The organism is Streptomyces sp. NPDC029159 (genome assembly GCF_055564055.1).
The window spans coordinates 139,090-152,458 of sequence record NZ_JBVHWT010000002.1; the positions used below are offsets into that span (position 1 = coordinate 139,090).

The 13,369-nt window shown below is 73.1% G+C and carries 10 protein-coding genes; 8 read left to right on the forward strand and 2 right to left on the reverse strand.

The features are described from left to right. Positions 1–405 precede the first annotated feature (405 nt). The 4 genes from ACZ4U4_RS04935 (at position 406) to ACZ4U4_RS04950 (ending at position 5,159) form a co-directional block, all read left to right on the forward strand. Positions 406–2,988 carry a DUF4118 domain-containing protein gene (locus ACZ4U4_RS04935; RefSeq protein ID WP_467869034.1) on the forward strand — a complete coding sequence of 861 codons (2,583 nt, stop codon included), beginning with the start codon at positions 406–408 and terminating at the stop codon, positions 2,986–2,988. A 148-nt stretch (positions 2,989–3,136) separates the two neighbouring features. Continuing rightward, positions 3,137–3,820 carry a response regulator gene (locus ACZ4U4_RS04940; RefSeq protein WP_030285294.1) on the forward strand — a complete coding sequence of 228 codons (684 nt, stop codon included), beginning with the start codon at positions 3,137–3,139 and terminating at the stop codon, positions 3,818–3,820. 94 nt (positions 3,821–3,914) lie between these two features. Further along, on the forward strand, positions 3,915–4,313 hold the full coding sequence (locus ACZ4U4_RS04945) for an OB-fold nucleic acid binding domain-containing protein (protein WP_345086802.1): 399 nt from the start codon (positions 3,915–3,917) through the stop codon (positions 4,311–4,313). Positions 4,314–4,316: 3 nt separating this feature from the next. After that, positions 4,317–5,159 (forward strand): DUF3159 domain-containing protein, encoded by an 843-nt coding sequence (locus ACZ4U4_RS04950; RefSeq protein ID WP_467869035.1) that lies wholly within the window; start codon positions 4,317–4,319, stop codon positions 5,157–5,159. Positions 5,160–5,258: 99 nt separating this feature from the next. Here the strand turns inward: ACZ4U4_RS04950 and ACZ4U4_RS04955 are convergent, their stop codons facing one another. Further along, positions 5,259–5,930 carry a potassium channel family protein gene (locus ACZ4U4_RS04955; protein ID WP_030285300.1) on the reverse strand — a complete coding sequence of 224 codons (672 nt, stop codon included), beginning with the start codon at positions 5,928–5,930 and terminating at the stop codon, positions 5,259–5,261. Further along, on the reverse strand, positions 5,927–6,595 hold the full coding sequence (locus tag ACZ4U4_RS04960; protein WP_467869765.1) for a potassium channel family protein: 669 nt from the start codon (positions 6,593–6,595) through the stop codon (positions 5,927–5,929). The genes ACZ4U4_RS04955 and ACZ4U4_RS04960 overlap by 4 nt, the downstream gene beginning before the upstream one ends. A gap of 512 nt (positions 6,596–7,107) precedes the next feature. On the opposite strand from ACZ4U4_RS04960, the gene ACZ4U4_RS04965 reads away from it, so the two are divergent. The 4 genes from ACZ4U4_RS04965 to ACZ4U4_RS04980 all read left to right on the forward strand — a co-directional run bounded on the left by ACZ4U4_RS04965 (position 7,108) and on the right by ACZ4U4_RS04980 (position 13,361). Then, entirely contained in the window at positions 7,108–9,090 is a 1,983-nt protein-coding gene (locus ACZ4U4_RS04965; protein WP_467869767.1) for an NAD-binding protein, read from the forward strand. 137 nt (positions 9,091–9,227) lie between these two features. After that, positions 9,228–10,343 carry a PucR family transcriptional regulator gene (locus tag ACZ4U4_RS04970; RefSeq protein ID WP_467869036.1) on the forward strand — a complete coding sequence of 372 codons (1,116 nt, stop codon included), beginning with the start codon at positions 9,228–9,230 and terminating at the stop codon, positions 10,341–10,343. Between the two features lie 166 nt (positions 10,344–10,509). Then, complete coding sequence (locus tag ACZ4U4_RS04975; protein ID WP_467869037.1) at positions 10,510–11,109, forward strand: hypothetical protein; 600 nt, start codon at positions 10,510–10,512, stop codon at positions 11,107–11,109. A 113-nt stretch (positions 11,110–11,222) separates the two neighbouring features. Beyond that, positions 11,223–13,361, forward strand: coding sequence for a flotillin family protein (locus ACZ4U4_RS04980; RefSeq protein WP_467869038.1), 2,139 nt, complete (start codon positions 11,223–11,225; stop codon positions 13,359–13,361). Positions 13,362–13,369: the final 8 nt, after the last annotated feature.

The window sequence follows — 13,369 nt, forward strand, 5'->3', positions numbered from 1 at the left end:
TCGCTTCCGGGTGAAGTGGAGGAGGCGACTTCTCGCCGTCGGCGAGGGCGTGGTCGCCTTGTTCCGAGTTGTTCGCCAGGAGATCCGGGCATGGGTGCCAAGGCGCCCGCAGGCTGCTGGGCTATGGCTCCGGCCGCGTCGGCCGGTGCGGATGCCCGGCACCGGGGCGTCGGCCTGATGCCGAGGTCTGTTCCGGGACCGGCCCCCGCGCCCGGCGCTCTCGCCTATCTGCCCCTGGACGGCCCCCGTGCCCCGTCACGCCCGACACGCTTGCCTCACCCATCAGAGTCCCGTCAAAACCGGCGCCCGAGCCCGTTCCCGGGGGCCGTCGGGGGGTGGCCGGTGGGTACTGTCGGGAGCAGGCTCAGCCCGGTGGGGGCGGGCTTGACGTAAGACAATGGGGCCATGGCACGCGGCAAGCTACGGATATATCTCGGTGCGGCGCCCGGCGTGGGCAAGACCTACGCCATGTTGTCCGAGGCGCACCGGCGTGTGGAGCGCGGTACGGATGTTGTCGTGGCGTTCGTCGAGGCGCACGGCCGGCCGCGTACCGAGGTGATGCTGCACGGTCTGGAGCAGGTGCCGCGCCGCGAGATGGAGTACCGCGGCGCCACCTTCACAGAGATGGACGTCGACGCGGTGCTCGAACGGCGTCCCGCGGTCGCGCTGGTCGACGAGATGGCGCACACCAATGTGCCCGGTTCGCGCAACGAGAAGCGTTGGCAGGACATCGAGGAGCTGCTGGAGGCGGGCATCGAGGTGATCTCGACCGTCAACATCCAGCATCTGGAGTCACTCGGGGATGTCGTCGAGTCGATAACCGGCGTCCGGCAGCAGGAGACCGTCCCGGACGAGGTGGTGCGGCGCGCCGGGCAGCTGGAGCTTGTCGACATGTCGCCACAGGCGCTGCGTCGCCGCATGGCGCACGGCAACATCTACCAGCCGGACAAGGTCGATGCCGCACTGTCGAACTACTTCCGCCCCGGCAACCTGACGGCGCTGCGGGAACTGGCGCTGCTGTGGGTCGCCGACCGGGTGGACGAGTATCTGCAGCAGTACCGTGCCGAGCACTCCATCCGGAGCACGTGGCAGGCGCGGGAGCGCATCGTCGTCGGCCTCACCGGCGGTCCCGAGGGCCGTACGCTGATCCGCCGCGCCGCCCGGATGGCGGCCAAGGGGTCGGGCAGTGAGGTGCTCGCCGTCTACATCGCGCGCAGTGACGGGCTGACGTCCGCGTCACCGAAGGAACTGGCCGTGCAGCGCACGCTGGTGGAGGACCTCGGGGGGACGTTCCACCACGTCATCGGGGACGACATCCCGGCGGCGCTGCTGGAGTTCGCGCGGGGGGTGAACGCCACGCAGATCGTGTTGGGCTCCAGCCGCCGCAAGAGCTGGCAGTACGTGTTCGGGCCGGGGGTGGGGGCGACGGTCGCCCGGGAGTCGGGCCCGGACCTCGATGTCCACATCGTCACGCACGACGAGGTCGCGAAGGGCCGCGGGCTGCCGGTGGCGCGGGGTGCGCGGCTGGGGCGGGCGCGGATCGTGGCCGGGTGGCTGGTCGGCGTGGTCGCCCCGATGCTGCTGTCGCTGCTGCTGTACCGCGTCGACACCGGGCCGGGCATCGCCGACGACGGGCCCGGGCTCGCCAACGACGTGCTGCTGTTCCTCTTCCTGACGGTGATGGCGGCGCTGCTGGGCGGGCGGCTGCCGGCACTGGCGTCGGCGGCGGTCGGGTCACTGCTGCTGAACTTCTATTTCACGCCACCGACCCACACTCTTACGGTCAGCGATCCGCAGAACATCGTCGCCATCGTGATCTTCTTCGCGGTGGCCGTGTCGGTGGCGTCGGTGGTGGACCTGGCGGCGCGCCGCACCCAGCAGGCGGCGCGGCTGCGGGCCGAGTCGGAGATCCTGTCGTTCCTGGCCGGCAGTGTGCTGCGCGGCGAGACCAGCCTGGACGCGCTGCTGGAGCGGGTGCGGGAGACGTTCGCGATGGATGCGGTGGCGCTGCTGGAGCGGCACAGCGACGTCGACCCGTGGACGTGCGCGGGGCAGGTCGGCGAGCCGGCCAAGGGCGCGCCGCTGCGCCGCCCGGAGGACGCGGATGTCGACATGCCGGTCGGTGACCACATGGCGCTGGCGCTGAGCGGCCGGGTGCTGCCGGCCGAGGACCGCCGGGTGCTGGCGGCGTTCGCCGCGCAGGCGGCCGTCGTCCTGGACCGGCAGCGGCTGATGGGCGAGGCGGCGCGGGCCCGGGAGCTGGCGGAGGGCAACCGCATCCGGACGGCGCTGCTGGCCGCGGTCAGCCACGATCTGCGTACCCCGCTGGCCGGGATCAAGGCGTCGGTGACCTCGCTGCGCTCCGACGACGTGGCGTGGTCGCCGGAGGACGAGGCGGAGCTGCTGGCGGGCATCGAGGCGGGCGCCGACCGCCTCGATCACCTGGTGGGCAATCTGCTGGACATGTCGCGGCTGCAGACCGGCACCGTCACCCCGCTGATCCGGGAGATCGACCTGGACGAGGTGGTGCCGATGGCGCTGGGCGGTGTGCCGGACGGCAGCGTGACGCTGGACATCCCGGAGGCGCTGCCGATCGTCGCCGTCGATCCGGGGCTGCTGGAGCGGGCGGTCGCCAATCTGGTGGAGAACGCCGTGAAGTACAGCCCCGAGGGGGCGCAGGCGCTGGTGGCGGCGAGTGCGCTGGGCGACCGGGTGGAGCTGCGCATCGTCGACCGGGGGCCGGGCGTGCCGGACGAGGCGAAGGACCGGATCTTCGAGCCGTTCCAGCGGTACGGCGACGCGCCGCGCGGGGCGGGCGTGGGCCTGGGGCTGGCCGTGGCGCGCGGTTTCACCGAGGCGATGGGCGGCACGCTCGCCGCGGAGGACACCCCGGGCGGCGGGATGACGATGGTGCTCACCCTGCGGGCGGCGGCGGACCGGCCGCCCGCCGCCGGGTCCCGGTCCTCGGCGGCCGGGGCCTTCACATGAGCGGGCGGGGCGGGCGGCCCGAGGGGCGCGGCTCGCCCAGGGGCGCCGTCCCCGTTCCGCACCGTCCGGGCGGCGCCTTCGCCGCCCGTACCCCCTTCCCCTCCCCGGGCCGGGCGCCCGGGGTCCCGACATCGCGAGGAGAACGTCAGTGAACCGGGTGCTCGTGGTGGATGACGAGCCGCAGATCGTGCGGGCCCTCGTGATCAACCTGAAGGCGCGCAAGTACGAGGTCGACGCGGCCCCCGACGGGGCCACGGCCCTCAAGCTGGCCGCGGCCCGCCACCCCGATGTCGTGGTGCTGGACCTGGGCCTGCCGGACATGGACGGCGTCGAGGTGATCAAGGGGCTGCGGGGCTGGACGCGGGTGCCGATCCTGGTGCTGTCCGCCCGGCAGACGTCGGACGAGAAGGTCGAGGCGCTGGACGCGGGCGCCGACGACTACGTCACCAAGCCGTTCGGGATGGACGAGCTGCTGGCGCGGCTGCGGGCCGCGGTGCGCCGGGCGGAGCCCACGGGGCCCGCGGAGGCGGACGTCGTCGTCGAGACGCCGGGTTTCACCGTCGATCTCGCGGCGAAGAAGGTCAACCGCGGGGGCCGCGACATCCGGCTGACGCCCACCGAGTGGCATCTGCTGGAGGTGCTGGTGCGCAACGCGGGCCGGCTGGTGAGCCAGAAGCAGCTGCTCCAGGAGGTCTGGGGGCCGTCGTACGGCAAGGAGACCAACTATCTGCGGGTCTACATGGCGCAGCTGCGCCGCAAGCTGGAGGCGGACCCGTCGCATCCGCGGCACTTCGTCACGGAGCCGGGCATGGGGTACCGCTTCGAGCCGTAGCCCCGTGCGGGCGGTGCGGTCTCGGGCGGGGCGGCGGGGGAACGGGTGTGTGCATGCCGTGAGCGGTGTCGGTGGGCACCGGTACGCTGGGTTCATGAGTGCTGGTACCCGATCCGAGAAGCCGGCCGGCCGCTTCCGCCGGATGCTCGACAGACTGTCCTCCTCCGAGGAGGAGCTGCACTCCGCCGAGCTGCGGGAGGACACGCAGGCGACGGGCTGCACCCGGATATCCGACTGCGACGACCGGCAGATCGTGAAGGTCACCGGCACATTGCGCCATGTGACGCTGCGGCCGCGCGCCGGGGTGCCCGCGCTGGAGGCCGAGCTGTTCGACGGTTCGGCCGCCCTCGACGTGGTCTGGCTGGGCCGCCGTTCCATCGTCGGTATAGAACCGGGCCGCAAGCTCATCGCCTCGGGCCGTGTCTCGATGAGCCACGGGCGCCGGGTGCTCTTCAATCCGAAGTACGAACTCCGACCGCTCGGACAGGAGTAGCCGGTGACGTCGACCGACCGACCGACCACTGATGCATCCCCGAACCACCCGCCCGCCGCAGGGCACACCGCCGAGCCGTCCGACGGCCCGGCGCCCGCGCCGACGGGCCCGGACGCGGACAGCAGGGCCGTCACCGAGGCGGCGCTGTTCGAGGCGTTCGGCGGGGTGCGGGGCATGGTGGAGACCGTGCTGCCGGGCCTGCTGTTCGTCGCGATCTTCACGGTCAACAAGGACCTGAAGTCCTCGGCACTCGCGGCGCTGGCGGTGTCGCTGGTGCTGGCCGTGGTGCGGCTGGCGCGCAAGGACACCCTCAAGCATGCCCTCAGTGGCGTCTTCGGCGTCGGGTTCGGCGTCGTCTTCGCGATGATGACCGGCAACGCCAAGGACTTCTACCTGCCGGGCATGCTCTACACCCTCGGCCTGTCGCTGGCCTACATGGTCACGACGGTGGCGGGGGTGCCGCTGATCGGCCTGATCCTGGGCCCGGTGTTCAAGGAGAACCTCTCCTGGCGCACCCGTAACCCCGGCCGTAAGACCGCGTACGCCAAGGCGAGCTGGGCGTGGGGGCTGATCCTCTTCGCCAAGTGCGCGATCCTCTTCCCGCTGTACTGGTGGGCGGACACCACGCAGCTGGGCTGGATCCTGATCGCGCTGAAGATCCCGCCGTTCCTGCTGGCGGTCTATCTGACCTGGGTCTTCCTGGCGAAGGCACCGCCGCCCATCGATGTGTTCGCGGAGATGGAGGCGGCCGAGGAGGCGGAGAAGGCCGAGCAGGCCGAGCGGGCCGAGCGGGTGGCGGCCACCGGGCGGCAGGAGCCGTCGAGCGGTCCGCGCCACCGCCGCTGAGCCGACCGGCGCGCTGTACGACCGGCCGCCCGTGACGCCGAAGGGCCCGGGAACCACCACCACGGTTCCCGGGCCCTTCGCCGTATGCGCGCGCCTGGGTCAGGCGTCCTTGCGGCGGACCGACAGCAGGTCCTCCAGCTGCTCCTCGCGCGACTGCGCCGCGACGAACAGCAGCTCGTCACCGGCTTCCAGCGCGTCCTCCTTGTTGGGCGTCAGGACGCGGGTGCCGCGGATGATGGTGACCAGCGAGGTGTCCTCGGGCCAGTCGACGTCCCCGACCCGGGTGCCGGCCAGCGCCGCCTCCGGGGGCAGCGTCAGCTCGACGAGGTTGGCGTCGCCGTGGCTGAAGCGCAGCAGCCGGACGAGGTCGCCGACGCTCACCGCCTCCTCGACGAGGGCGGACATCAGGCGCGGCGTGGAGACGGCGACGTCCACGCCCCACGCCTCGTTGAACAGCCACTCGTTCTTCGGGTTGTTGACCCGGGCGACGACGCGCGGCACGCCGTACTCGGTCTTGGCGAGCAGCGACACGACGAGGTTGACCTTGTCGTCGCCGGTCGCCGCGATGACGACATTGCAGCGCTGCAACGCCGCCTCGTCGAGCGAGGTGATCTCGCAGGCGTCGGCCAGCAGCCATTCGGCGAGCGGCACCCGCTCGACGGAGATGGCGGTCGGCGCCTTGTCGATGAGCAGGATCTCGTGACCGTTCTCCAGCAGCTCACCCGCGATGGAACGGCCCACCGCGCCGGCTCCGGCAATCGCGACCCTCATGCGTGGGCCTCCTCGGGACCTTCGGCGAATGCCGCCTCGACGGTTGCGACGTCGTCGGTGCGCATCATGACGTGCACCAGATCGCCTTCCTGCAGCACGGTCTGGGAGGTCGGCAGCATCGCCTCGCCCAAACGGGTGAGGAAGGCGACGCGGACGCCGGTCTCCTCCTGGAGCTTGCTGATTTTGTGGCCGACCCAGGACGGGGAGGTGTGCACCTCGGCGAGCTGCACTCCGCCGCTCGGATCGCGCCACAGCGGCTCGGCGCCGGACGGCAGCAGCCGCCGCAGCATCTGGTCGGCGGTCCAGCGGACCGTGGCGACGGTGGGGATGCCCAGGCGCTGGTAGACCTCGGCGCGGCGCGGGTCGTAGATCCGGGCCGCGACGTTCTCGACGCCGAACATCTCGCGGGCCACCCGGGCGGCGATGATGTTGGAGTTGTCGCCGCTGGAGACCGCGGCGAACGCGCCCGCCTCCTCGATACCGGCCTCGCGCAGCGTGTCCTGGTCGAAGCCGACGCCGGTCACTCGGCGACCGCCGAACGACGAGCCGAGGCGGCGGAACGCGGTCGGGTCCTGGTCGACGACGGCGATGGTGTGGCCCTGGCTCTCCAGGGTCTGGGCGAGCGCGGAACCGACCCGCCCGCATCCCATGATGACGATGTGCACGTCCACCTACCCCGCAGTCCTGGTCACTCCGCCGACCCGCACGAACACGCTGTTCACTCTTCTCTCTCCGCTTTCCGGGCAACAAGGGGCCGCACCGCGTACGGCGCCGCCCGGGGACGAGCTTAAGCGTCAACGCCGGTGCCGCCCGCATCCCCGGGGGCCTCGCGGCGCCCCGGAAGGGTGGTGTGCGCGGTCGGTGAGGTGACCGCCACCGAGCGAAGCGGTATGCGGGATTCCGGATGCCGGGCGGCGCTCGCGGACGTACGCCGGAGCGGCACCTTACGGCCCGCACCTCGCGCGGTGCGGCCCGGGGGTGCCCGCCGCGTACGCCGCCCCATGTGGTCGACGGCCCCGCCCCGTGCGGCCCCGGAGCGCGCCGTGCGGGCCCGATCCGGAGCCCGTGCGATCGGGTGCGCCGTTCGGTGATCATGAGGCACGCTACGCGGGTGCCCAACCTGCCGCACCAGAGCCCGTCCGCACCGCCGTCCCCACCGTCCCCGGCGTCACCCGCCATGGTGGTCTGCGGTGACGACGCCCTCGCGCACCGCATCGCCGCCGAACTCCGTGACGTCTACCGCGAACGCGTCACCCTCGTCATGCCGTCCGCCCGCGAGCCGCACCGGCCCCGTCTCCCGCCGTCGCTGCGCGGGCTGGGACGGGCCTCCGCGCTGCTCGGCCGGGTCACCGCCGCGGTGGCCCGCACCTCGCTGCTGCCGTCGGACACACCGGGCGCGGACGGCGGCGAGCCGCCCGAGGAGACCGTACGGATCCTGGAGTCGGCCGAGGCGGACGACGCGACGCTGATCGAGGCGGGGGTCCCCGGGGCGGAGGCGCTGGCGCTCGTCTACGACGACGATGAGACCAACATCCACGCGGCGCTGCGTGCCCGCCGCCTCAACCCCCGGCTGCGGCTGGTCATCCGGCTCTACAACCGCAAGCTCGGCCAGCACGTGGAGGCGCTGCTCGACCAGGCGGCGGCGGTCGCTGCGGACACCGGTCCGGCGGATGCGGAGCGGATCGACGCCTCGACCACCGTGCTCTCCGACGCCGACACCGTCGCGCCCGCCCTCGCGGCCACCGCCGTCGCCGGGACCAGCAAGGTCATCGAGGCGGACGGACTGCTGCTGCGCGCCGTGGAGCGCGGCTTCGACGCGCCGGGCCGCGGCACCGGAACCCAACTGTGCACCCTCGCGCTGCTGTCACCGTCCGCCGACGACCCGGACGAGGGCCACCGCCCGGACCACCCCGCGGGCCGCCACCGGGGTGCGTCCCGCGACGACGACGGGCCGGTGATGCTGCCCGGTGAGGGCGCCGTCGCCGTGGCGCGGGAGGCCGGCGGCAGCCGCGTCGTCCTGGAGACCGTCACCTACGGGGGCCGTCAGGTGCGGCCCCGTGCGCTGCGCGGCCGCGGCGCCCCGCTCGGCTCGCTCTTCTCGGCCCGGCTGCGCTGGTCGATCGCCGGGATCGTCGGTGCGGTGCTGGCGCTGGCCGTCGCCTCCACCCTCACCACCGGCGAACCCCCGCTGCACGCCGCCTACCTCTCGCTCCTGGACCTGTTCGCCATCAACGACCCGGCCGTCGACGAACCGCTCGCCCGCAAGGTCCTCCAACTGCTGTCCGGACTCACCGGGTTGCTGCTGCTGCCGGTGCTGATCGCCGCGGTGCTGGAGGCGCTCGGCACGTTCCGCAGCGCCGCCACGCTGCGCCGCCCGCCGCGCGGACTGTCCGGCCATGTCGTCCTGCTGGGCCTGGGCAAGGTCGGCACCCGCGTCCTGGCCCGGCTGCACGAACTGGGCATCCCGGTGGTGTGCGTCGAGGCCGACCCGGAGGCGCGGGGCATCCCGCTCGCCCGCCGGCTGCGGGTCCCCGTCGTGCTGGGCGACGTCACCGACGAGGGCGTCCTGGAGGCCGCCAAGATCGAACGGGCCCGTACGTTGCTCGCCCTGACCAGCGTGGACTCCACCAATCTGGAGGCGGCGCTCTACGCCCGTTCGCTCACCCCGCGGCTGCGGGTGACGCTGCGGCTCTTCGACGACCGCTTCGCCACCGCCGTCTACCGCACCCTGCGCGCCGCGCATCCGCGGGCGCTGACCCGCAGCCGCAGCGTCACCTTCCTCGCGGCGCCCGCCTTCGCCGGTGCGCTCATGGGCCGTCAGATCCTCGGCGCGATCCCCGTCGAACGCCGGGTCCTGCTGGTGGCGCGCGTCGAGGCGCACGGCCATCCGGAGCTGTCCGGCCGCACCGTCGCCGAGGTGCTGCGCCCCGGCCGGTTGCGGGTGCTGGCGGTGGACACCTCCGCGCCCGACGACGCCGGTTCGGACGCCGCGGCGGCCGAACCCGACGGCACGGAGCGGGAGCCCGCCCGTCTCGTCCATGAACTCGGCGACACCTACGTCCTGCGCCCGCAGGACCGGGTCCTTGTCGCCGCCACCCGCGAAGGACTCGGTGATCTGCTGGGCCGGCGCCCGACCACTTCCGGGATCCGGCAAGATTGAGGGCACGGAGATGTCCGGGATCCGGCAAGGAAGGTGCGGGGAGTGCGCGACGTGGTGGAGCGGTACGGGGGAGAGCGGCCGGCGGGCCGGCGGGGACGGGGCGGCGTCACCGGCGCGCGGCGCGGCGGCGGCGCCCGGTGAGCCGCCGTACGCCCGCCGCGATACCCGACGCCTATCTCGACGGCTACGCGGCGCTGCTCGGCGAGGTCTCGGCCACCGGCCGGGCGCTCGGCCGCCCCGAGCGGGAGGCCCTGCGCGAGCTGGGGGAGCGGGCCGCCGAGGCGGGGTACGGCCTGCGGGAGCTGGTCGGCCTCTATCTCGGTGAGACCCGCAGGCTCTGGGGCTCCCTCCCCGGCGTCGCCCGCGCGGCCGGGGTCGCCGAACGCGCCCGTACCGGCGATGCGTTGCTCGGCGCCGTGGAGGCGGCGGTCTCCGCGCTCGGCGAGGGCCATGAGCGGGCGACCCGGCTGGCGGTGCGGGAGGAGGAGGCCGCCCGCCGCGAGTTCATCGACGATCTGCTCTACGGCCGCAGCGACCTGGGGCGGCTGGCCGAGCGCGCGGAGCGGTTCGGTCTGCGGCTGGCCCGGGCGCACGCCGTCGCGGTCGCCGAGGGCAGCGGCCCGTACGACGACGTCCACCCCCTCGCCGGGCGCGTGGAGCGCGAGCTGATCGGCCGCTTCGGCGACCGGGACACGCTGATCACCACCAAGGACGGGCGGCTGATCTGCATCGCGGCAAGCGCCGAACCGGCCCTTCTGGAAGCCTTCGCGGTCACCGCCCGCAGCGAGGTGGCCGGACGCGAGGGCGCCCGGCGGGTCGCGATCGGCCGCCCGCACGCCGGCGCCCAGGGAGTGGTCCGCTCCTACGAGGAGGCGCTCGGCACCCTGGAGCTGGGGGAGCAACTGGACCTGTCCGCACCGGTGCTGCGCGCGGCCGAACTGCTGGTCTTCCCGGTGCTGCTGCGCGACCGGGCCGCCATGGCCGACCTCGTCCGCAGCGTCCTGGGCCCGCTGACCGAGGCGCGCGGCGGCGCCGAACCGCTGCTGGAGACGTTGTCGGCGTGCGCCGCGGCCGGATACGTCAACGCCGAGGCGGCCCGCCGGCTGTCGGTGAGCGTGCGCACCCTCTCGTACCGCCTGGAGCGCATCAAGTTTCTGACCGGCTACGACCCCGCCGACGGGTTGCAGCGGTTCACCCTGGAGACCGCGGCGCTGGGCGCCCGCGCGCTGGGCTGGCCGGGGAATCCGCTGTGACGGTGTGCCGGGCCGCTCCGCGTGCCCGGCACGTCGCCTGGCGATAACAGGCCATCAAGAACGCATAAAGATTGCCGGAAACCGGCAATGTGCCCGGTGGCCTTCTGCTGCCACGATGCGGACATCGACAGCGGTACCGCCATCGGCAGCACAACGGGGGCACGATATGGCCGATTTCCTGAGAGCCGCGCTGGCCTTTCCGGCAGTGCTCTTCAGCTTCGCTCTGATCGTGGTCGCCGTGTACTGGCTGCTGGTTCTGGTCGGCGGCGCCGGCGTGCACCTCCTCGACGGGGGTGAGGATGTGCACGCCGGCGCCGCCGACCCGGCCGGCGCCGGACTGCCGGTGACGGTATCGCTGTCACTCGGACTGCTCCTGGCCTGGTTGATCTGCCTGGCCGGTGCGGCGCTGACGCCCGCGGGGCCCGCGCGCACCGCCACGCTGGTCGCCGCCCTCGCGGTGGCCTGGGCCGGGGTCCGCCTCGCCGGGCGCCTCGCCCGCCGCCTGCTGCCGCCCGAGAAGGTCGCCTCCCGCGACGACTTCATCGGCCGCGTCTGCACCGTACGCACCGGCCGCGTCGCCGCCGACTTCGGCCAGGCGGAGGTCCGCGCCGACGACGGCTCCACCGCCGTCGTCCAGGTCCGCACCGACGAGAGCGGACTCGTCGCGGGCAGCACCGCCCTCATCTACGCCTACGACGCCGACGGCGAGTTCTTCCGGGTCGCGCCCTTCGACGGCGCACTGGACCCGCACAAACCCGTCGTCTGAGCCGCGGCCGCACGGCCGTACCCGCCAACCGCCCGCCCATGGGTGCGCCGCCGCATGCCGCGCGCCGGGCCCCGTGCGTCGTCACCCTCTCGAATCGACACAGGGATTTATCGATGGATGCCCTCACCATAGGAATCGGCGTGGCAGTCGCCGTAGCCGTCCTCATCGTGCTGGTCGCGGTCTTCGCCGTGACCCGCCTCTACCGCAAGGTCCACCAGGGTCAGGCGCTGATCGTCTCCAAGTACCGCAAGGTGGAGGTGACGTTCACCGGCGCGGTGGTGCTGCCGGTGCTGCACAAGGCCGAGGTGATGGACATCTCGGTGAAGACCATCGAGATCGGCCGCACCGGACACGAGGGCCTGATCTGCAAGGACAACATCCGCGCCGACATCCGGATCGCCTTCTTCGTCCGCGTCAACAAGACGAAGGAGGACGTCGTCAAGGTCGCCCAGGCCATCGGCACCGAGCGCGCCAGCCACGACAGCACCCTCCAGGCGCTGTTCGCCGCGAAGTTCTCCGAGGCGCTCAAGACCGTCGGCAAGCAGCTGGACTTCCAGGACCTGTACACGATGCGGGACGAGTTCCGGGACCGGATCATCGCGGTCATCGGCACCGACCTCAACGGCTACAGCCTGGAGGACGCGGCCATCGACTACCTGGAGCAGACGCCGCTGGCGCAGCTGGACTCCGCCAACATCCTCGACGCGCAGGGCATCCGCAAGATCACCGAACTCACGGCGATCGAGCACGTCCGCACCAACGAGTACCAGCGCCACGAGGAGAAGGAGATCACCCGGCAGAACGTCGACGCCCGCGAGGCCGTCCTCGAACTCCAGCGGCGGCAGGCCGATGCGGAGATCAAGCAGCAGCGGGAGATCGAGATCGTCCGGGCGCGGGAGGAGGCCGAGACGGCGCGGGTGCAGGCCGAGGAGCGGCTGCGGGCGCAGTCCGCGCACCTCAAGACGGAAGAGGCGCTCGGCATCCAGAACGAGAACCGCGAGCGGGAGATCGTGGTGGCGGTCAAGAACCGCGAGCGGATCGTCGCCATCGAGAACGAACGCATCGAGAAGGACCGTCTGCTGGAGGTCATCGCCCGGGAGCGGGAGACGCAGCTGACCCGGATCGCCGCCGACAAGGAGGTCGAGGCGGAGAAGCGGGAGATCGCCGACGTCATCCGCGAGCGCATCGCCGTCGAGAAGACCGTCGCCGCGCAGGAGGAGGAGATCAAGAAGCTGCGCACCGTCGAGGAGGCGGAGCGCGAGCGGCAGTCGCTGATCATCCGGGCCGAGGCCGAGGCGCAGGAGCGGCTGGTCAAGGACATCAAGGCGGCCGAGGCGGCGGAGGCGGCGGCCACCCACCGCGCCGCCGAGGAGATCACCCTCGCCGAGACCCGGCACAAGACCGCCGAGCTGGACGCCCAGGCCAAGATCCGGCTCGCCGAGGGGGAGCAGGCCCAGGCGGCGGCCGCCGGCCTCGCCGAGGTGCAGGTCCGCGAGCGGAACGCCGAGGTCATCGAGCGGTCCGGGCGGGCCGAGGCCGAGGCCGCCGCGGCGCTGCTGCGGGCCGAGGCGGACGGCGCCCGCGCCAAGGCGCTGGCCGAGGCCGAGGGCACCACCGCGCAGGCGCACGCCGACGCGGTCGCCATCGGCGAGAAGCTGAAGGCGGAGGCCGCGGGGCTCACCGAGAAGGCAGCGGCGATGGCCGCGCTGGACGCCGCCAGCCGTGAGCACGAGGAGTACCGGCTGCGGCTCGCCGCCGAGAAGGAGATCCGGATGGCCGACCTCGATGTCCGGCGGCAGGTCGCCGAGGCGCAGGCCACGGTGCTCGCCACCGGGCTGGAGAACGCCCGGATCGACATCGTCGGCGGTGAGAGCGCCTTCTTCGACAAGGTCGTCGGCTCCATCGGCACCGCCAAGGGCCTCGACGCCCTCGTCGACCGGTCCGAGACGGTCCGCACCGTCGCGGCGCCCTGGCTCGACAAGGAGCACTCGACGTTCACCGGCGACCTCGGCGCGATGCTCGGCGGACTCGGCGCCTCCGGGCTGCGGGACCTCACCCTCGCCGCGGCGCTCGGCCGGCTGATCGCGGGCGGCGGCCCGCAGGCCGCGCCGCTCCAGGGCCTGCTGGACGCGGTCCGCGCCAACGGCCTGGACGGTCTGCGCCTCGGCGACCTCGGCGGTCTCGCCGCCGCACCGGCCGCGGCCCCCGGCGGCCCCGCCGCCGTCAACGGCTCCGCGGCACCGGTCGCGTAGCCCGTACG

Bases quoted from the DNA above. Each gene is read 5' to 3' on its own strand.
- ACZ4U4_RS04935 (WP_467869034.1), top strand. From the start codon at position 406: ATGGCACGCGGCAAGCTACGGATATATCTCGGTGCGGCGCCCGGCGTG.
- ACZ4U4_RS04975 (WP_467869037.1), top strand. From the start codon at position 10,510: ATGGCCGATTTCCTGAGAGCCGCGCTGGCCTTTCCGGCAGTGCTCTTC.
- ACZ4U4_RS04965 (WP_467869767.1), top strand. From the start codon at position 7,108: ATGGTGGTCTGCGGTGACGACGCCCTCGCGCACCGCATCGCCGCCGAA.
- ACZ4U4_RS04945 (WP_345086802.1), top strand. From the start codon at position 3,915: ATGAGTGCTGGTACCCGATCCGAGAAGCCGGCCGGCCGCTTCCGCCGG.
- ACZ4U4_RS04980 (WP_467869038.1), top strand. From the start codon at position 11,223: ATGGATGCCCTCACCATAGGAATCGGCGTGGCAGTCGCCGTAGCCGTC.
- ACZ4U4_RS04955 (WP_030285300.1), bottom strand. From the start codon at position 5,930: ATGAGGGTCGCGATTGCCGGAGCCGGCGCGGTGGGCCGTTCCATCGCG.